Origin of the sequence: Cribrihabitans marinus, from assembly GCF_900109035.1 — a bacterium.
Lineage (GTDB): Bacteria > Pseudomonadota > Alphaproteobacteria > Rhodobacterales > Rhodobacteraceae > Cribrihabitans > Cribrihabitans marinus.
In genome coordinates this window covers 233,836-250,635 of sequence record NZ_FNYD01000005.1, presented here as the reverse complement: position 1 = coordinate 250,635, position 16,800 = coordinate 233,836, and the positions used below count along the sequence as shown (strand labels likewise).

Genomic DNA, 16,800 nt, shown 5'->3' with positions numbered 1-16,800 from the left:
GGCTCAGCTGACGCCAAGGCCCATCCGCATCAGCGTGTGGCGCACCGGGGCCAGCCCGTAGAGCGCGCCCAGACCCAGGGCGCGGGCGTCGCGCAGCGGTTGCGCGCCGGCCATCGACGCGCGGTTGAGCAGGTCGATGCCCCGGACCCGGAGTTCCACGTCGCGGATGCGCGCCGCGTGATAGGCCTCCAGCACCTGCGCGGTGCCGGGATCGGCGCGATGGGCCTGGGCCAGGTCCAGCAGGCAGCGCAGGTCGCGCAGGGACATGTTCAACCCCTGCGCGCCGATGGGTGGCACCACATGCGCGGCCTCGGCCATCAGCGCGATGCGTTCCCCCGACAGGCGCGCGGCGGACTGGCTGATGATCGGCCAGATCGTGCGGCGCGAGGCCAGGGTCAGCGGCCCGAACAGCCCGCAGGACCGTTCCGTCATCGCCGCCTCGAAGGCGGGCCTGTCGAGCGCAAGCAATTCCTTGGCGCGCGGGCCCCGCTCCATCCAGACTACGGCCGAGGAGGGCCGTCCATCCCAGTCGGGCAGCGGCACCAGCGTGAAGGGCCCGCCCGAGCGGTGGATCTCGGTCGAGACATTGTCATGCGGGATGTCGTGGGTGGTGGCGAAAGCCAATGCCTTCTGGCCGTATCGCGTGGTGTGCACGTCGATGCCGGCGGCACGCCGCATGGGTGACTCGCGCCCGTCAGCGGCCACCACCAGCCGGGTGCGCAGTGTCGCACCGTCGCTCAACCCGACGCGGGCCTCGCCCTCGCGGGTGAAAAGGCGGGTGGTGGCTGTGCCGGGGCGGAAATCGACATTGGGCAGCGCCTCCAGCCGGGCCAGCATCTCGCGCCGCAGCAGCCAGTTCGGCAGGTTCCATCCGAACGGTTGATCCGAGATGTCGGCGGACCGGAACTCGCGGGTGAGGCGCGGCTGATAGGTCTCGCCGCCGGCATCGACGATGCGCATCACATCGAGCGGGGCGGCGTGATCGTCGAGCCGCGCCCAGAGCCCGCATTCGTCCAGCAGCGCGCGCGCCGGTTGCAGGAAGGCTGTCGTCCGCAGGTCGGACCCTTCGGCATCGCGCTCGGTCACCGGCGGCGCCGGATCGACGCAGATCACCGAGAACCCGGCGCTGCCGAAGGCGGCCGCCGCGGTCAGACCGGCGATGCCACCGCCGGAAATCAGGATGTCGCAGGATTCGGTCATCGCATCGGCCTCCGTCTTGGCCGGAACACTAGGGCCGTGGCCGGGGCAAGGCCAAGCGACATCCTGTCCTGCCGGTCAGATCCCGGCCATGGCGATCAGCACGATCCAGATCACCGGGACAAGCGCCAGCGCCGGGATGTAGAGGCCGGGAAGGCCAAAGATCAGGATCGCGCAGCCCCACAGGCTGACGAAGGCCAGCACCGCATAGAGGATGTTCTCGTCGTCGCCCTCGGCGATTTCGCGGGCCATGCGCCCGAGGATCGGGACGGCAAAGAGGATCCGCCGCAGGATCGGGTCGCGGCGCGGCATGTCGATGGCGGTCATGGGGTCTCCGTTCAGGGCAGGATCAAAAGATATGAACGGGATGTAGGTATTCCGCGCCGCAGGGCAGCGGCGCGTTTCGTCGCAGGCCGCGGGCTCAGACGAGCCGGGCGAGGAAGTCTGCGAGGTCGTCGGTGTGGTGATGGATATGGTCGGCCGCCTGCGGCTCCGGCGCGACATGGACGGTTCGCATGCCCATCGCGTGCGGCGCGGCCAGATTGCGGGTGTCGTCCTCGAACATCGCCGCGGTGTCGGGCCGCATCCCGTCGCGGGCGAACACGGCCTCGAAGGCCTCGCGCTCGGGCTTGGGGCGGAAGCCCGCATGCTCGACTCCGTAGATCGCGTCGAACAGCCCGGTTAGGCCGCGCGCCGCGAGCACCCGCTCGGCATAGGGCGCGCTGCCGTTGGTATAGACGATGCGCCGGCCCGGCAACTCGCGCAGCCGCGCGGCCAGGTCCGGATCGGGGGCGACATGGCTCATGTCGATCGCATGCACCGCGACCAGATAGGGCTCGGGGTCCAGGTCGTGCTCGCGCATCAGCCCGGCGAGTGTGGTGCCATAGCTGCGCCAGTAATGTGTGCGCAGATGATTGGCCTGCGCATGTTCCACCCCAAGCGCCTGCATCACGTAATCCGTCATCAGCACCTCGATCTGATCGAAGAGCCGCATTTCGGGCGGGTAGAGGGTGTTGTCGAGATCGAACACCCAATCCCGGACGTGGCTGAAGCTGGTCCTGACCATGCGCCATGACCTAGGCCAGTTCGCCCGCCATGGCAACGGGCGGGCTTGATCGCAGGGGGTGCCGGGGTCTAGACAGGTCCGATCCAAGGAAAGTTCCGCCGATGCCGCGCTCGCAGACCAACAACAAGGACGCCTATCACCTGATCCTCGAGGCGATCGACATGGGCATCTACAAGCCCGGCGACAGGCTGGTCGAAAGCGACCTGGCCGAACGCTTTGGGGTCTCGCGCACGCCGATCCGCGAGGCGTTGCAGCGGCTCGAGACGCAATCGCTCCTGGAACGTGACGGCCGGTCGTTGATCGTCGCCTCGCTGGATCATAACCAGATGGCCGAGCTTTACGTGGTGCGCCGCGAACTGGAGGGGCTGGCCGCGCGCCTGGCCGCGCGCCACGCCACCGACGAGGAAGTGCGCGTGCTGCGCGACATGGTTGAGGCCGATGACGCGCTGGTGGACGATCCGGTGGCGCTGAGCCGGGCCAATCGCCGCTTCCACGAGCAGATCCACCTGGCCTCGCACAACCGCTATCTGGTACAGCAGCTGGACCTGGTGCATCGCACCATGGCGCTGATGGCCACGACCTCGCTGGCGGCGCAGGGGCGCGGCGAGATCGCGCAATCCGAACATCGCGGCATCGTCGAGGCGATCAGTGCCCGCGACGAGGAGGCGGCGGCCGAGGCGCTCCGCGACCACATATCGATCGCCTTCATGACCCGGCTGAAACAGGATGCCGGCCGGCGCGAGCGTGGCTGATCACGCGGGTGGGATGTCCTCTGCGGCCTGGCCGTGCTGGGTCTTGTCCCAGAAAAAGGGCCGGAACGCCATTTCCCACAGCGCCTTGTAGGCCGCCAGCACGCCCAGCGGGAAATAGAGCGGCATGGTCGGTACGAACGGCAGGAGGAACCGCCGCTCACGCCCCGAGACGGCGCACAGCCCGGCAAGGAACGCCAGCAGCTCGGACGCCGCGAAGACCGCGAAAGTGCCGGTCAGCGCGCCGGGCGGCAGTGCGTCGACCAGCGGGTGCGGCATGCCCAGGGCGGCCAGCCACAGCGACCAGAGCACCGGGGCCAGCAGGAACTGGCCCAGCGTGCCCAGAAAGAAGGCCTGGAATCCCAGGAACCGGGCCAAGCCGAGATCGCGCAGCAATTGCAGCGGCGCACGCATATGCACCAGGTAGGTGACCATGAACCCCTTGAGCCAGCGCGACCGCTGCCGCACCCAGGGCCAGGCGCGGTGGTTGGCCTCTTCATAGGTGACGGTGCCGATCATCTCGGTGCGATAGCCGGCGCGGGACAGGCGCACCCCCAGGTCGGCGTCCTCGGTCACGTTATGGGCATCCCAGCCACCCAGCTTTTCCAGCACATCGCGCCGGAAGAACAGCGTCGTGCCACCCAGCGGCACCACCAGGCCCAGCCGCGCGATGCCCGGCAGGATGATCCGGAACCAGCTGGCATATTCGATGGTGAAGCAGCGCGCCCGCCAGTTGGTCCTGGGATTGTAGAAATCCAGGATCCCCTGCAGGCAGGCGACATCCTCGCCCGCCTGTTCGAATTGCCCGACCACCGTTTCGATCTGGTCTGGCAGCGGGGCGTCCTCGGCATCCCAGACCCCGATGATCTCGCCCCGGCAGAAATCCAGCGCATAGTTCATCGCGCGCGGCTTTGTCGTCAGCCCGGACAGGGCGGGAACCGTGACGACCCGCATCCAGCCCGGCAGATCGGTCCGGGCCAGGGTGTCCTGTGTGACGGCGTCATGCTCTTCCAGCACCAGGACGACCTCCAGCAGGGCCTTGGGATAGGTCAACCGGGTCAGCCTGCGGATCAGCGCGCCGGCGATCTCGCGCTCCTTGTAGAGCGGGACCATCACCGAGACGCGGGGCAGGCGGGTGCCCTCGGCCGGAGTGTTTTGCGCCTTTTGCGGCGCAAGCAGTTGAGATTGGTTCAGCATCTGGGCGATCAGGGCACAGCCCCTCAGCCCGCTGAACAGCAGCAGCGTGGCCAGTCCCAGCCCCAGCAGGACGGCCAGGGCCGCCACCGGCGCCCAACAGGCCGCAGCCACCGCGACCAATGCCACCAGAACAGCCGAAAACCGCCGCCCGGCATGCCAGTCCCGGCAGCTGAACCGGAGCGCGACCCGGGTCTCTGCACATTGCGCCAGATGCGGACCAAAGGCACGGGACAGGGCGGCGTGAATGTCCCTCTCGCGGGCGAAGACCGGCACCGGTGTCAGGCCGGACGCGGGATCCGCCAGCCGGTCGCGCACCGACTGGAACCGGTCCGGGCGCGACGTGGCGACCAGCAGAAGCGGTCCGATCCGCTGCCAGGGCAGCGCGCCGAGGTCGAGCCAGTCCCGGCAGGGCAGCAGGTCGCAAAGGTCGTCGGGCGGCGGCTGTGTGGCAAGATCGGCGGTGTCGATCCCGTGCTGGCCAGCCAGCGCAGCGGTCACCTGATCCGGCGCGACCCAGCCCTCGGCCTCCAGGATCTCGCCCAGAGGCGCGTTCAGGTGCAGCTGCATCCGCAGGGCCTGAACCAGTTGATCCTGGGTGATGGCGCCGCTCTCGACCAGGTGCCGGCCAAGCGGCAAGCGCGACCGCGCCGGAACCGCGGCGGGAAGCGGCGTCGCCAGGTTCAGTTTCTGATCGCTCATCCGCGGCACCCTGCGCTGTGACGGCGTCAGGGTGGGCGCGGCGTGGTTAACGCGCGGTTAAAGCCGGAAAAACACGGGTCAGGCCGCCGGTTTGCGCGCCGTCATCGCGGCCGAGAACCGCTCGAACAGGTAGAAGCTGTCCTGCGGGCCAGGGCTGGCCTCGGGGTGGTATTGCACCGAATAGACCGGGCGATCGGCCATGCGGATACCGCAATTGGAACCGTCGAACAGCGACCGGTGGGTTTCGATTACACCCTCGGGCAGCGATTGCCCGTCCACGGCAAAGCCGTGATTCATCGATGTGATCTCGACCTTGCCGGTTTCCAGGTCCTTGACCGGGTGGTTGGCGCCGTGGTGGCCGTGGTTCATCTTGACGGTCTTCGCCCCCAGCGCCAGCGCCAGCATCTGGTGGCCCAGGCAGATCCCGAAGACCGGCATGTCGCTGCCCTCCAGGATCTCCCGGATCATCGGCACCACGTATTCGCCGGTCGCCGCCGGATCGCCGGGACCGTTCGACAGGAACAGCCCGTCCGGCGCATGGGCCAGCACATCGGCGGCGGTGGCGGTGGCCGGCAGAACCGTCACGTCGCACCCGGCCGAGGCCAGACAGCGCAGGATGTTGCGCTTGGCGCCATAGTCGATCGCCACGACCTTGTGTTGTGGCGCCTCCTGCCGGGTGTAGCCGTCGGGCCAGGCCCAGCGCATCTCGTCCCAGCGGTAGCTCTGGGCGCAGGTCACGTCGCGGGCCAGGTCCATGCCCTCGAGACCGGCAAAGCCGCGTGCGGCGCTCACCAACGCCTCGAGGTCGAAATTTCCGTCCGGATCATGGGCCAGCGCCACATGCGGTGCGCCCTGCTGGCGGATCGCCCGCGTCAGGCGGCGGGTGTCGACCCCGCCGATGGCGATGCGCCCGCGGCGGGCCAGCCAGTCGGCCAGGTTCTCGGCCGCGCGCCAGTTCGACGGCACGGTCGGATCCCACTTCACCACCATGCCCGAGGCCACCGGATCGGCGGTTTCGTCATCCTCGGGGTTCACCCCGACATTGCCCACATGCGGAAAGGTGAAGGTCACGACCTGACCGGCATAGGAGGGGTCGGTCATGATTTCCTGGTACCCGGTCATCGCGGTGTTGAAGCAAAGTTCGGCCACCGTCTGTCCGGTCGCCCCGAAGCCGCGTCCGTAAAAGATGGTCCCATCGGCCAAGGCAAGACACGCGGTGGGCTTGGACGAGGCGAAACGGGCCATGACGCGGCTCCTCTTATGTGGCTAAATCGGCGCATACCTAAGGGGGTTCCGGGTCCGGGTCAAGCCTGTTGCGATTCTCGCATATCGTTTATTGTCAGTGACTTAAGCCATGTTGCCACCGGTTGTGCCTGTCTTTTTCTTTGGGTATGGTCGGGGTCTTCGATTTCCATGGGGATGGATCAGCAGATGGATATGCGTGCCAAGGTCAACGCGGTTTTGAAACAGGCGATGAAGGACAAGGACGCCGAGAGGGTCTCGACCTTGCGTCTGATCAATGCCGCGATAAAGGACAAGGACATCGCCGCGCGCGGCGCCGGCGACGACGAGGCGCAGGGCTGTGGTGACGGCGATGTGCTTGCGATCCTTGGCAAAATGACCAAGCAGCGCCAGGAGAGCGCGCGCGCCTATGAGGAGGGCGGGCGCCTGGACCTGGCCGAGCGGGAGCGGCGCGAGATCGAGGTGATCGAGGAGTTCCTGCCCAAGCAGTTGGACGAGGACGAGGTGTCGAAGGCGATCGGCACGGCGATTTCCGCGACCGGAGCCCAGTCGATCCGCGACATGGGCAAGGTCATGGGAGAGTTGAAGTCGCGCTATACCGGGCAGATGGATTTCGGCAAGGTCGGCCCGATGGTCAAGGATCGCCTGTGCCAGGCCGCCCCGGGCCAGTGCTGAGCGGTGCCGGGCGCCCGGGCAGCCGGGCGCTGAGATCGTCATAGAGGCTGCGACGTTCTTCCTCTGACAGGAACGCGCCGATCTCGACCTCGCGCCCCGACCCGTTGAGCGTCACGTAATAGGGCACCGGACCGTCCGCCTCGTGCATCTCGGGCCGGGCCCAGTAGCGGTTGCAGTCCCAGCTCTGCACCGGCCCACGCGGGTTGTGACGTTCCAGCCGCGCCGTGTCCTGCGATAACGTGAGAACCTCGAGGACGCGGCGGCTGCGGTAGTTTACCTGCAACGCCCACCAGATCCCGCCGATCGCGATCAGGACGAATGGCAGGATCCCCCAGAGAAGCACCGAACCCAGCAGCGTGAAGACCGGAATCATCGCCAGGGTGAACAGCCCCAGGACCGACGCGGCGAACCCCCGCGGCGGCAGCGAGTTGTGGGGCCAGAGCTGCAGCTCCTGCCGGTCTTCAGAGGGGGTGGTGGTCCAGCGATAGGGCATGGCGTTTTGGTAGCACGTTTTCCGTCCGCGTCGAGAGGGCTGCGGCCTCAGGCGACATGGCCGACCCGCGCCCAGGAGAACGCATCGTCCAGCCGGTCATCGCCCCAGAACAGCTCGTCGCGGACAACGAAGCTGGGCGCGCCGAAGACGCCCTGGCGAACGGCCTCGGCGGTTTCCGCGTCCAGGGCCTCGCGTGTCGACGGATCGTCGGCGCGGGCAAGAACGGGCATCGGATCCTGGCCCGCGCGGTGCAGCGCCTCGGTCAGCGCCTCGGTGCTGCCCGCCTCGACCCCGTCTTCGAACCACAGCCGGTAGAGTGCGCGCGTGAATCCGATGCCCCAATCCGCCGACATGCCCATAAGCGCGACCCGGTTGGCCAGCGAAAGGTCCGAAATCGGGTACGGGGCCGGAAGCCGCGCGCGCAGCCCGTATTTCGCCGCGCGCCGCTCGATGTCGCGCCACATATAGGCGGTCTTTTGCGGCTTGCCCACGAACGGCACGTTCTGCTGCGCCTGCATCACCTGGCGCACGTCGAAGGGCCGCCAGCGCACCGACGCGTCGTGTTTGCGGCACCAGTCCGGCAGGCGCATGACGGTCAGGAAGCTGTAGGTGCTGCCGATGGAATACCAGAAGTCGATTTCGGGCATGGGGCCGCTCCGGCGTCGGACAGGTTGACGTATGGTAAACCATATCCGGCAGGAAGGCGATGGGGCGGTTCGGGGTGCGTCCTCGGGGTGCCTGGCGGGGCGAAGCCGACATGGCAATTGCCCGGTGACACGAATACCGAGGCATTCACCCGACGGCGCGATAGCCAGCACAAGCAACGCAGATCTCAATTGTGCGATCGGGTGGTACCCCCCGGACAGTTCCGCACTGATTGAAGTGCCAGAAGCCGTCTGCGTGATACAGCTCTTCGACCACCAAGCCCATCACCGCGGCAGATACATACTATGCTTTCGGCTGCAGGGGCCGAACCTGAGCCAACGGGAATTCTGCAGATGCCTTGGAAAACACTCTCGATTGGCCCTCGTCGCGTGGACAGTTGTCCAAAAAAAAGGCCCCGTCTTGCGGCAGGGCCTTTCATTCCGGGTGGCCGGGCGCTCAGTGCGCGTGGCCGTGGTCCCAGTCCTCGCGCTTGGGCAGTTGCTCGAACGTGTGTTCGGGCGGCGGCGTCGGCAGGGTCCATTCCAGCGTGTCCGCGTATTCGTTCCAGTAGTTGTTCCGGGTCTCGCGCGCGCCGCGGAACAGCGCGTAGAAGACGATGCCGAAGAACAGCAGGAACGAGGCGAAGGACAGGAACGCGCCCCAGGACGAGATCTTGTTCCAGTAGGCAAACGCCTCGGGGTAGTCGATATAGCGGCGCGGCATACCCTGACGGCCCAGGAAATGCTGGGGGAAGAAAGTCACGTTGGCGCCGATGAAGAACAGCCAGAAGTGGATCTTGCCCCAGAACTCGGAATATTGCCGCCCGGTGATCTTGGCGAAGTAGAAATAGACACCGGCAAAGATCGCGAACACCGCACCCAGGCTCATCACATAGTGGAAATGCGCCACCACGTAGTAGGTGTCGTGATAGGCCCGGTCGACGCCCGCCTGGCTGAGCACAACGCCGGTGACGCCGCCGACGGTGAACAGGAACAGGAAGCCGAAGGCGAAGAGCATCGGCGTCTTGAACTCGATCGAGCCGCCCCACATCGTCGCGATCCAGCTGAACACCTTCACGCCTGTGGGCACCGCGATGACCATCGTGGCCAGCATGAAATAGGCCTGCTGGTTCACGCTCATGCCCACCGTGTACATGTGGTGCGCCCAGACGACGAAGCCCAGCACGCCGATGGCGATGATCGCCCAGACCATCGGCAGGTAGCCGAAGACCGGCTTGCGGCTGAAGGTGGCGATCACGTGGCTGATGATGCCGAACCCGGGCAGGATCACGATGTAGACTTCGGGATGGCCGAAGAACCAAAGGATGTGCTGGTAGAGCACCGGATCGCCGCCGCCGGCCGGATCGAAGAAGGTGAAGCCGAAATTTCGGTCCATCAGCAGCATTGTGATGGCGCCCGCCAGCACCGGCAGCGACAGCAGGATCAGCCACGCTGTGACGAAGATCGACCACGAGAAGAGCGGCACCTTGAACAGCGTCATGCCCGGCGCGCGCATGTTCAGGAAGGTGGTGATCATGTTGATCGCGCCCAGGATCGAGCTGGCGCCCGACACGTGCACGGCAAAGATCGCCAGGTCCATCGACATGCCGCCCTCGGTGGTCGACAGCGGCGGATAGAGCACCCAGCCCACGCCGGATCCGGCCTGGTCATTGCCGCCCGGCGCCAGCATCGACACCACGCCCAGCGTGGTGCCCGCGACATAGAGCCAGAACGACAGGTTGTTCATCCGCGGAAACGCCATGTCCGGCGCGCCGATCTGCAAAGGCATGAAATAGTTGCCGAAACCGCCGAAGAGGGCGGGAATGACCACGAAGAACATCATCAGGACGCCGTGATAGGTGATCATCACGTTCCACAGATGCCCGTTGGGCGTGCAGACCTCGCCACTGGAGAACAGGCGGAAGCCCTCGAGGCACATGTGCTGCACCCCCGGCTCCATCAGTTCCAGCCGCATGAAGACGGTCAGCGCGACCGAGATGAAGCCCGCAAGGGCCGAGAACACCAGGTAGAGGATACCGATGTCCTTGTGGTTCGTGGACATGAACCAGCGGGTAAAGAACCCGCGGTTGTCTTCGTGCCCATGACCTTGAATGGCTGCGTCTGCCATTTAGGCGCCTCCTGTTGCAGATAGCGCGCGCCACGGAACGGGACGGGCACGCAGAGTCCCGCTGGTTTTAGAATGCGGGGCGCGCGCCTTCAATGGCCGAGTTTGATCTGGATCAAGATAAATGGCCGCACCCTCTTGAAGAACCGGCCATTCCCGCTCTGTACGGCACTGCCCGGGGGCGCGTCGAACTCGCGGGCCGGCATGCGGTTGCAGGTCGGGACTGCCCACGGCTGGATCGTTCGCCGGACGCCGCTGTTGCGGTTTTCACCCGGTCGCAGCTTGACCCCGCCCCGGCGGGCCCGCAGAACTGCTTCGCAGTCTACAGGAGGTGCGCGACATGGCCTATGATCCCGACAACATCTTTGCCAAGATCCTGCGCGGGGAAATTCCCGCCACAAGCGTCTACGAGGACGCGCAGACGCTGGCCTTCATGGACATCATGCCGCGCGCGGACGGGCATGTGCTGGTGATCCCCAAGACGCCTTGCCGAAACCTGCTGGACGCCAGCCCGGATCAACTGGCCGCGGTGATGGCCACGGCGCAACGGGTCGCCCGCGCGGTGATGCAGGCCTTCGACGCCGGTGGCGTGACGGTGCAGCAGTTCAACGAGACCGCGGGCGGTCAGGAAGTGTTTCACCTGCATCTCCACGTTCTGCCCCGGCATGACGGCGTGGCGCTGCGCGCGCCGGGCCAGATGGGCGACATGGAGGTCATCGCAGGACATGCAGAGCGCATTCGCGCCGCCCTGGCGGGGTGAGGCCGGCACGGGTTGGGTTTTCGCTTGATCGGCGGAAGTGTCTGACTAAAGTCAGATACCATGCCGCCCGATTCCGTCTCCCGTTTTCGCCGCTTCGCACGTGCCGTCACGACCGAGGTCGGCGCGCTGGACCAGTCCTTTCTCGGGCGGGGCCGTCCGCTCGGCGCGGCGCGGGTGCTGAACGCCATCGGCCAGGGAACCGGCGACGTGGCCGAGATCCGCGCCTACCTGCGGCTCGACTCCGGGTTGATGAGCCGGTTGCTGCGCGGGCTCGAGGGCGAGGGGCTGATCGAGATGCAGCCCCATCCCGAGGACGCCCGCCGCCGCATCGCGGCGCTCACCCCGGCCGGGCGACGCGAGTTCGATGCCTATGAGACGCTGTCCAACGACCGGGCCCGGGCGCTGCTGGCCCGGCATCCCGATCCCGAGGCGCTTCTGGCGGCGATGGACATGGTCGCGACAGCCCTGTCACCGGACTCGGTTCGCCTGAGCGAGAGCGATCCGCGAAGTCCGGAGGCGCGTTACTGCCTGGGCGAATACTATGCCGAGCTGGCGCGCCGCTTCGACACCGGTTTCGACGTGTCGCTGTCGCGCGATCCCGAGGCCGGCGACATGGTGCGCCCGCGTGGTAGTTTCCTGCTGGCGCAGTCGGACGGTCTGCCTCTGGGCTGTGTCGGTCTCAAGGGGCAGGGCGGCGCGGTTGCCGAGGTCAAGCGGCTCTGGGTGTCGCCATCCGCCCGTGGTCTGGGCCTGGCACGGCGGCTGATGGCGGCGGTGGAATCAGTGGCGCAGGACCTGGGCATCGCCACATTGCGGCTGGACACCAACAGCGCGCTGCCCGAGGCGGTCGCACTCTACCGCCGCAGCGGCTGGCACGAGATCCCGCGCTTCAACGACGACCCCTATCCGGACATCTTCTTCGAGAAATCACTCTGACGATGCGGAGCAAACCGCCGGGACGGCGTCATCGCCGAACACCGCGTCGAAATTGCGCCGCAAGGCCACGTCCAGATCCGCCATCGTGACAGGCAGGCCCAGATCGACCAGCGAGGTCACGCCGTGGTCGCGGATGCCGCAGGGCACGATTCCGGAGAAATGCTCAAGGTCCGGCTCCACGTTGATCGAGATGCCGTGAAAGCTGACCCAGCGGCGCAGGCGGATGCCGATGGCGGCGATCTTGTCCTCGGCCATCTCGCCGGACGGCAGTCGGGGCTTTTCGGGGCGTTCGATCCACACGCCGACACGGCCCGGGCGGATCTCGCCGCGCAGGCCGAACTCGGCCAGGGTCGCGATCACCCACTCCTCGAGCTGGCGGACGAAACAGCGCACGTCGCGGCCGCGGCGCGCGACGTTCATCATCACGTAGACGACGCGCTGACCGGGACCGTGATAGGTGTACTGCCCGCCACGCTTGGTGGGGTAGACCGGAAAGCGGTCGGGCGCGGTCAGATCCTCGTCCCGTGCCGAGGTCCCGGCGGTATAGAGCGACGGGTGCTCGACCAGCCAGACACATTCTTCCGCCGCCCCGTCGGCAATCGCGGCGGCGCGGGATTCCATGAAGGCCACGGCCTCCTCATAGTCTGTCAGACCGGGTGTGACGATCCATTCCATGCGGTCCTCCTAGCGCGCCCGCGCCTCCGGGGGAAGGGGCTGCGGGAAGGGGCTGCCGGGGCCGGCCGCGGTCCTCGCTCGGAAATCCGGACGGCAGGCGAATTGCCTCTTCACATCGCCCGAACCCTCGTTTATACGCCGCGACACCAAGCCTGACAGTGCGGTCGTGGCGGAATTGGTAGACGCGCAGCGTTGAGGTCGCTGTGGGGTAACACCCGTGGAAGTTCGAGTCTTCTCGACCGCACCATCCAAATCGAAATTGCAATGCGGATAGGCCCATTTTAGCCGTAAATCCCGATTGTTCCGATGCCAATGCGGCGCTCGGGGACATGGCGACTGTTGCCGCGAAGGCTATCGCCAATCCTGCCGGAGAAATCTGGAGCGGGCGATGAGATTCGAACTCACGACCCTTACCTTGGCAAGGTAATGCTCTACCCCTGAGCTACGCCCGCATCCTGTTCGGCCTTCCGGCCTGGGGTCTCAATCTGGAGCGGGCGATGAGATTCGAACTCACGACCCTTACCTTGGCAAGGTAATGCTCTACCCCTGAGCTACGCCCGCCCCGTTGAGTGAGACGGGAGATATAAAGTCCCGCCCGGTGCTGCAAGTGGAAATGTGCGGGATCCGGCAAAAAATCACCGGACGCGCAGCCTGGGGCGGAATGGCGAACCGGGGCGCGCACAAAGCGGCGGAAACCACGACATTCACCGGTGCGGCGCAACAATCGCAACCCTGTGCGATCCCCTGTCATCTGGCCCAAAATACCTCGGGGCAGTGCCTCCCCGCCCTGGCCGGCCGGTTCACTCCAGCTCGACCAGCAGGTCCTTGGCGTCGATCTGCCCGCCCGGCTGGACATGGACCGCCTTGATCGTGGCGTCGCGCTCGGCGTGGATGCCGGTCTCCATCTTCATCGCCTCGATGGTCAGCAGCAGGTCGCCTTCCTTGACCTTCTGGCCGGCCTTCGCGCCGACCGACGCGACGACACCGGGCATCGGGGCGCCGACATGGTTCGGGTTTCCGACCTCGGCCTTGGGCCGTTGCGCGGCCTGCGACATGACCAGACGGTTGGGCGCGCGGATCACGCGGGGCTGGCCGTTCAGCTCGAAGAACACTTTCACTTCGCCGTTCTCGTCGGTTTCGCTGATCGCCTGGCAGCGGATTTCCAGCGTCTTTCCCGGGTCGATCTCGGCCGATATCTCCTCGCCGGGCTCCATCCCGTAGAAGAAGGTGCGCGTGGGAAGCGTCCGGACCGGACCGTATTGGCGGTGGCGGCCCATGTAGTCCATGAACACCTTGGGATACATCAGGTAGCCGCTCAGATCCTCGTCATCGACGTCCTTGCCCTCAAGCTCGGCCGAGACCTGGGCGCGGACCTCCTCCAGGTCGACCGCGGGCAGGTGCTTGCCCGGGCGCTCGGTGTTGGGCGCCTCGCCCTTCAGGACCTTCTTCACGATGGCTTCGGGGAACCCGCCCGGCGGCTGGCCCAGGTTCCCGCGCATCATGTCGATGACGCTGTCGGGAAAGGACACGTCGGTGTCGGGATCCTCGACATCGGCCCGCGTCAGCCCCTGGCTGACCATCATCAGCGCCATGTCGCCGACCACCTTGGAACTGGGTGTGACCTTGACGATGTCGCCGAACATCCGGTTCACGTCGGCATACATCTGCGCCACCTCGTGCCAGCGTTCCTCCAGCCCCATGCTGCGCGCCTGCGCCTTGAGGTTGGTGAACTGCCCGCCGGGCATCTCGTGCAGATAGACCTCCGAGGCCGGGGCCTGCAGGCCGCTTTCGAAGGCGGCGTAGTGCCCGCGCACGGTCTCGAAATAGTCGCTGATCTCGCGGATCGCCTTGATATCCAGCCCGGTGTCGCGGTCGGTATGGCGCAGCGCCTCGACCACCGAGCCCAGCGTGGCCTGGCTGGTATTGCCCGAGAAACTGTCCATCGCGCAATCGACCGCATCCACCCCCGCCTCGGAGGCGGCGAGGATGGTGGCGCAGGCGACACCGGCGGTGTCGTGGGTGTGGAAGTGGATCGGCAGCCCGACCTCTTCCTTGAGCGCGCGGATCAGCTGGCGCGCGGCGGCGGGTTTGAGCAGGCCGGCCATGTCCTTGAGGCCGAGCACATGAGCGCCCGCATCACGAAGCTCCTTGCCCATGGCAACATAGTATTTCAGGTCGTATTTCGCGCGGTCCGGGTCGTTGATGTCTCCGGTATAGCAGACCGTGCCCTCGCAGACCTTGTCCTGCTCGATCACCGCGTCCATCGCCACGCGCATGTTCTCGACCCAGTTCAGGCTGTCGAAGACTCGGAACACGTCGATGCCGGTCTCGGCGGCAACGCGGACGAATTCGCGCACCACGTTGTCGGGGTAGTTGGTGTAGCCCACGCCGTTGGATCCGCGCAGCAGCATTTGGGTCATCAGGTTCGGCATCCGCTCGCGCAGATCGCGCAGGCGCTGCCAGGGGCATTCCTGCAGGAACCTGTAGGCCACGTCGAACGTGGCCCCGCCCCAGCATTCCACGCTGAACAGCTGCGGCAGGTTGGCGGCATAGCTGGGCGCCACGCGGATCATGTCGAGCGAACGCATCCGCGTGGCCAGCAGCGACTGGTGCCCGTCCCGCATGGTGGTGTCGGTGATCAGCAGGTGCCGCTGCGCCTTCATCCAGTCGGCCACCGCCTGCGGGCCCTTCTGCTCCAGCAGGTTGCGGGTGCCCATCTGCGGTTCGGCCCTGGGCGCGGGCGCCTTCGGCTCCTTGAGGTCGGTGCGGGGCAGGGGGCGGTCCTTGGTTTCGGGATGCCCGTTCACCGTGATGTCGGCGATATAGGTCAGCACCTTGGTGCCCCGGTCGCGGCGTTTCTTGAACTGGAACAGGTCAGGGGTCTCGTCGATGAACTTGGTGCTGTATTCATTGGACAGGAAGGTCGGATGCTTCAGCAGGTTCTCGACAAAGGCGATGTTGGTCGACACGCCGCGCACCCGGAACTCGCGCAGGGCGCGGTCCATCCGGGCAATCGCCTTTTCCGGGGTCGGCGCCCAGGCCGTCACCTTGGTCAGCAGCGAATCGTAGAACCGGGTGATGACCCCGCCGGCATAGGCGGTGCCGCCATCCAGCCGGATGCCCATGCCGGTGGCCGAGCGATAGGCGGTGATGCGGCCATAGTCTGGGATGAAGTTGTTGAGCGGATCCTCGGTGGTCACGCGGGTCTGCAGCGCGTGGCCGTTCAGGCGGATGTCCTCCTGGCGGTCCTTGCCGGTGGCCTCGGCGATGCTCTTGCCCTCGGCGATCAGGATCTGCGCCTGGACGATGTCGATGCCGGTCACCTCCTCGGTGACGGTGTGTTCGACCTGAACGCGCGGATTGACCTCGATGAAGTAGAACTGCTCCGTCTCCATATCCATCAGGAATTCGACGGTGCCGGCGCATTCGTAATCGACATGCTTGCAGATCCGGTATCCCAGGTTGCAGATCTCGGCGCGCTGGGCGTCGGTCAGATAGGGCGCGGGGGCGCGTTCCACGACCTTCTGGTTGCGCCGCTGGACCGAACAGTCGCGCTCGAATAGGTGATAGATCTGCCCGTGCTTGTCGCCCAGGATCTGCACCTCGACATGGCGGGCGCGGGTGATCATCTTCTCCAGGTAGCCTTCGCCATTGCCGAAGGCCGCTTCGGCCTCGCGCCGGCCCTCCAGCACCTTCTCCTCCAGCTCGTCGGGGCCGGTGATCGGGCGCATTCCGCGCCCGCCGCCGCCCCAGGACGCCTTGAGCATCAGCGGATAGCCGATCTCCTCGGCCTCCTTGCGGATCTTTCCCATGTCGTCGCCCAGAACCTCGGTCGCCGGGATCACCGGCACGCCGGCCTCGATGGCGACCTTGCGGGCGCTGGCCTTGTCGCCGAGCGCGCGCATGGTCTCGGCCCGGGGGCCGATGAAGGTGATGGCGTTCGACGCGCAGGCATCGACGAAATCGGGATTCTCGCTCAGCAGGCCATAGCCGGGATGGATCGCGTCGGCGCCACATTCCTTGGCGACGCGGATGACCTCGTCGATCGACAGATAGGCCCCGACCGGACCCAAGCCCTCGCCGATGCGATAGGCCTCGTCGGCCTTGAACCGGTGCAGGCCCAACTTGTCCTCTTCGGCATAGACGGCGACGGTGCGTTTGCCCATCTCGTTGGCCGCGCGCATGACGCGGATTGCGATTTCGCCGCGGTTGGCAATGAGGATCTTGTTGAAGTCGGTCATGTCATGTCCCGGTCGATTGAGGCCCGGCCGCGGCCGCGGCGGCGGACCATGTTCATGTGTATCGGCGGAAAGGGCAGGCTCCCCGGCTTTTTTCTGCACCT

At 66.4% G+C, this 16,800-nt stretch carries 14 protein-coding genes and 3 tRNA genes; 5 read left to right on the top strand and 12 right to left on the bottom strand.

The features are described 5' to 3' along the window. Positions 1-3: 3 nt before the first annotated feature. The 3 genes from BMX57_RS10465 to BMX57_RS10455 form a co-directional block, all read right to left on the bottom strand. Positions 4-1,200, bottom strand: a complete 1,197-nt coding sequence (locus BMX57_RS10465; RefSeq protein WP_092366232.1) for a UbiH/UbiF family hydroxylase — start codon at positions 1,198-1,200, stop codon at positions 4-6. 75 nt (positions 1,201-1,275) lie between these two features. Then, the gene (locus tag BMX57_RS10460) at positions 1,276-1,524 is read right to left on the bottom strand and encodes a hypothetical protein (RefSeq protein WP_092366229.1); all 249 of its coding nucleotides are present in this window, start codon (positions 1,522-1,524) and stop codon (positions 1,276-1,278) included. A gap of 94 nt (positions 1,525-1,618) precedes the next feature. Next, entirely contained in the window at positions 1,619-2,263 is a 645-nt protein-coding gene (locus BMX57_RS10455; RefSeq protein WP_092366227.1) for a pyrimidine 5'-nucleotidase, read from the bottom strand. Positions 2,264-2,364: 101 nt separating this feature from the next. Between BMX57_RS10455 and BMX57_RS10450 the strand changes: the two genes are divergently transcribed. Beyond that, positions 2,365-3,015 (top strand): GntR family transcriptional regulator, encoded by a 651-nt coding sequence (locus BMX57_RS10450; RefSeq protein WP_092366223.1) that lies wholly within the window; start codon positions 2,365-2,367, stop codon positions 3,013-3,015. Here BMX57_RS10450 and BMX57_RS10445 read toward each other — a convergent pair whose 3' ends face one another. After that, positions 3,016-4,908, bottom strand: a complete 1,893-nt coding sequence (locus BMX57_RS10445; RefSeq protein ID WP_092366220.1) for a glycosyltransferase — start codon at positions 4,906-4,908, stop codon at positions 3,016-3,018. Between the two features lie 78 nt (positions 4,909-4,986). Further along, positions 4,987-6,153: a glutamine-hydrolyzing carbamoyl-phosphate synthase small subunit gene (gene carA, locus BMX57_RS10440; protein WP_092366217.1), complete on the bottom strand. Its 1,167-nt coding sequence runs from the start codon at positions 6,151-6,153 to the stop codon at positions 4,987-4,989. Between the two features lie 186 nt (positions 6,154-6,339). On the opposite strand from carA, the gene BMX57_RS10435 reads away from it, so the two are divergent. Then, positions 6,340-6,825, top strand: coding sequence for a GatB/YqeY domain-containing protein (locus BMX57_RS10435; RefSeq protein ID WP_092366214.1), 486 nt, complete (start codon positions 6,340-6,342; stop codon positions 6,823-6,825). Here the strand turns inward: BMX57_RS10435 and BMX57_RS10430 are convergent. The 3 genes from BMX57_RS10430 to ctaD form a co-directional block, all read right to left on the bottom strand. Then, positions 6,785-7,318 carry a DUF2244 domain-containing protein gene (locus tag BMX57_RS10430; protein ID WP_092366211.1) on the bottom strand — a complete coding sequence of 178 codons (534 nt, stop codon included), beginning with the start codon at positions 7,316-7,318 and terminating at the stop codon, positions 6,785-6,787. The genes BMX57_RS10435 and BMX57_RS10430 overlap by 41 nt on opposite strands. Positions 7,319-7,365: 47 nt before the next feature. Next, complete coding sequence (locus tag BMX57_RS10425) at positions 7,366-7,965, bottom strand: 2-hydroxychromene-2-carboxylate isomerase (protein WP_092366208.1); 600 nt, start codon at positions 7,963-7,965, stop codon at positions 7,366-7,368. Positions 7,966-8,419: 454 nt separating this feature from the next. Next, positions 8,420-10,090 (bottom strand): cytochrome c oxidase subunit I, encoded by a 1,671-nt coding sequence (gene ctaD / locus BMX57_RS10420; RefSeq protein WP_092366205.1) that lies wholly within the window; start codon positions 10,088-10,090, stop codon positions 8,420-8,422. Between the two features lie 337 nt (positions 10,091-10,427). Between ctaD and BMX57_RS10415 the strand changes: the two genes are divergently transcribed. Together BMX57_RS10415 and BMX57_RS10410 are read left to right on the top strand one after the other, a co-directional pair. Continuing rightward, positions 10,428-10,847: an HIT family protein gene (locus tag BMX57_RS10415; protein ID WP_092366202.1), complete on the top strand. Its 420-nt coding sequence runs from the start codon at positions 10,428-10,430 to the stop codon at positions 10,845-10,847. A 60-nt stretch (positions 10,848-10,907) separates the two neighbouring features. Beyond that, positions 10,908-11,783, top strand: coding sequence for a bifunctional helix-turn-helix transcriptional regulator/GNAT family N-acetyltransferase (locus tag BMX57_RS10410; RefSeq protein ID WP_092366199.1), 876 nt, complete (start codon positions 10,908-10,910; stop codon positions 11,781-11,783). Here BMX57_RS10410 and lipB read toward each other — a convergent pair. Beyond that, positions 11,775-12,458: a lipoyl(octanoyl) transferase LipB gene (lipB, locus tag BMX57_RS10405; protein WP_092366196.1), complete on the bottom strand. Its 684-nt coding sequence runs from the start codon at positions 12,456-12,458 to the stop codon at positions 11,775-11,777. The genes BMX57_RS10410 and lipB overlap by 9 nt on opposite strands. A 160-nt stretch (positions 12,459-12,618) precedes the next feature. On the opposite strand from lipB, the gene BMX57_RS10400 reads away from it, so the two are divergent. After that, positions 12,619-12,705, top strand: a tRNA-Leu gene (locus BMX57_RS10400). A 130-nt stretch (positions 12,706-12,835) separates the two neighbouring features. Here BMX57_RS10400 and BMX57_RS10395 read toward each other — a convergent pair. The 3 genes from BMX57_RS10395 to BMX57_RS10385 all read right to left on the bottom strand — a co-directional run bounded on the left by BMX57_RS10395 (position 12,836) and on the right by BMX57_RS10385 (position 16,699). After that, positions 12,836-12,910: transfer RNA gene (locus BMX57_RS10395), tRNA-Gly, on the bottom strand. Between the two features lie 34 nt (positions 12,911-12,944). Continuing rightward, a tRNA-Gly gene (locus BMX57_RS10390) sits at positions 12,945-13,019 on the bottom strand. 239 nt (positions 13,020-13,258) lie between these two features. Continuing rightward, on the bottom strand, positions 13,259-16,699 hold the full coding sequence (locus tag BMX57_RS10385; protein WP_092366193.1) for a pyruvate carboxylase: 3,441 nt from the start codon (positions 16,697-16,699) through the stop codon (positions 13,259-13,261). Positions 16,700-16,800 lie beyond the last annotated feature (101 nt).

Bases quoted from the DNA above. Each gene is read 5' to 3' on its own strand.
- BMX57_RS10465 (WP_092366232.1), bottom strand. From the start codon at position 1,200: ATGACCGAATCCTGCGACATCCTGATTTCCGGCGGTGGCATCGCCGGT.
- BMX57_RS10460 (WP_092366229.1), bottom strand. From the start codon at position 1,524: ATGACCGCCATCGACATGCCGCGCCGCGACCCGATCCTGCGGCGGATC.
- BMX57_RS10455 (WP_092366227.1), bottom strand. From the start codon at position 2,263: ATGGTCAGGACCAGCTTCAGCCACGTCCGGGATTGGGTGTTCGATCTC.
- BMX57_RS10450 (WP_092366223.1), top strand. From the start codon at position 2,365: ATGCCGCGCTCGCAGACCAACAACAAGGACGCCTATCACCTGATCCTC.
- BMX57_RS10445 (WP_092366220.1), bottom strand. From the start codon at position 4,908: ATGAGCGATCAGAAACTGAACCTGGCGACGCCGCTTCCCGCCGCGGTT.
- carA (WP_092366217.1), bottom strand. From the start codon at position 6,153: ATGGCCCGTTTCGCCTCGTCCAAGCCCACCGCGTGTCTTGCCTTGGCC.
- BMX57_RS10435 (WP_092366214.1), top strand. From the start codon at position 6,340: ATGGATATGCGTGCCAAGGTCAACGCGGTTTTGAAACAGGCGATGAAG.
- BMX57_RS10430 (WP_092366211.1), bottom strand. From the start codon at position 7,318: ATGCCCTATCGCTGGACCACCACCCCCTCTGAAGACCGGCAGGAGCTG.
- BMX57_RS10425 (WP_092366208.1), bottom strand. From the start codon at position 7,965: ATGCCCGAAATCGACTTCTGGTATTCCATCGGCAGCACCTACAGCTTC.
- ctaD (WP_092366205.1), bottom strand. From the start codon at position 10,090: ATGGCAGACGCAGCCATTCAAGGTCATGGGCACGAAGACAACCGCGGG.
- BMX57_RS10415 (WP_092366202.1), top strand. From the start codon at position 10,428: ATGGCCTATGATCCCGACAACATCTTTGCCAAGATCCTGCGCGGGGAA.
- BMX57_RS10410 (WP_092366199.1), top strand. From the start codon at position 10,908: ATGCCGCCCGATTCCGTCTCCCGTTTTCGCCGCTTCGCACGTGCCGTC.
- lipB (WP_092366196.1), bottom strand. From the start codon at position 12,458: ATGGAATGGATCGTCACACCCGGTCTGACAGACTATGAGGAGGCCGTG.
- BMX57_RS10385 (WP_092366193.1), bottom strand. From the start codon at position 16,699: ATGACCGACTTCAACAAGATCCTCATTGCCAACCGCGGCGAAATCGCA.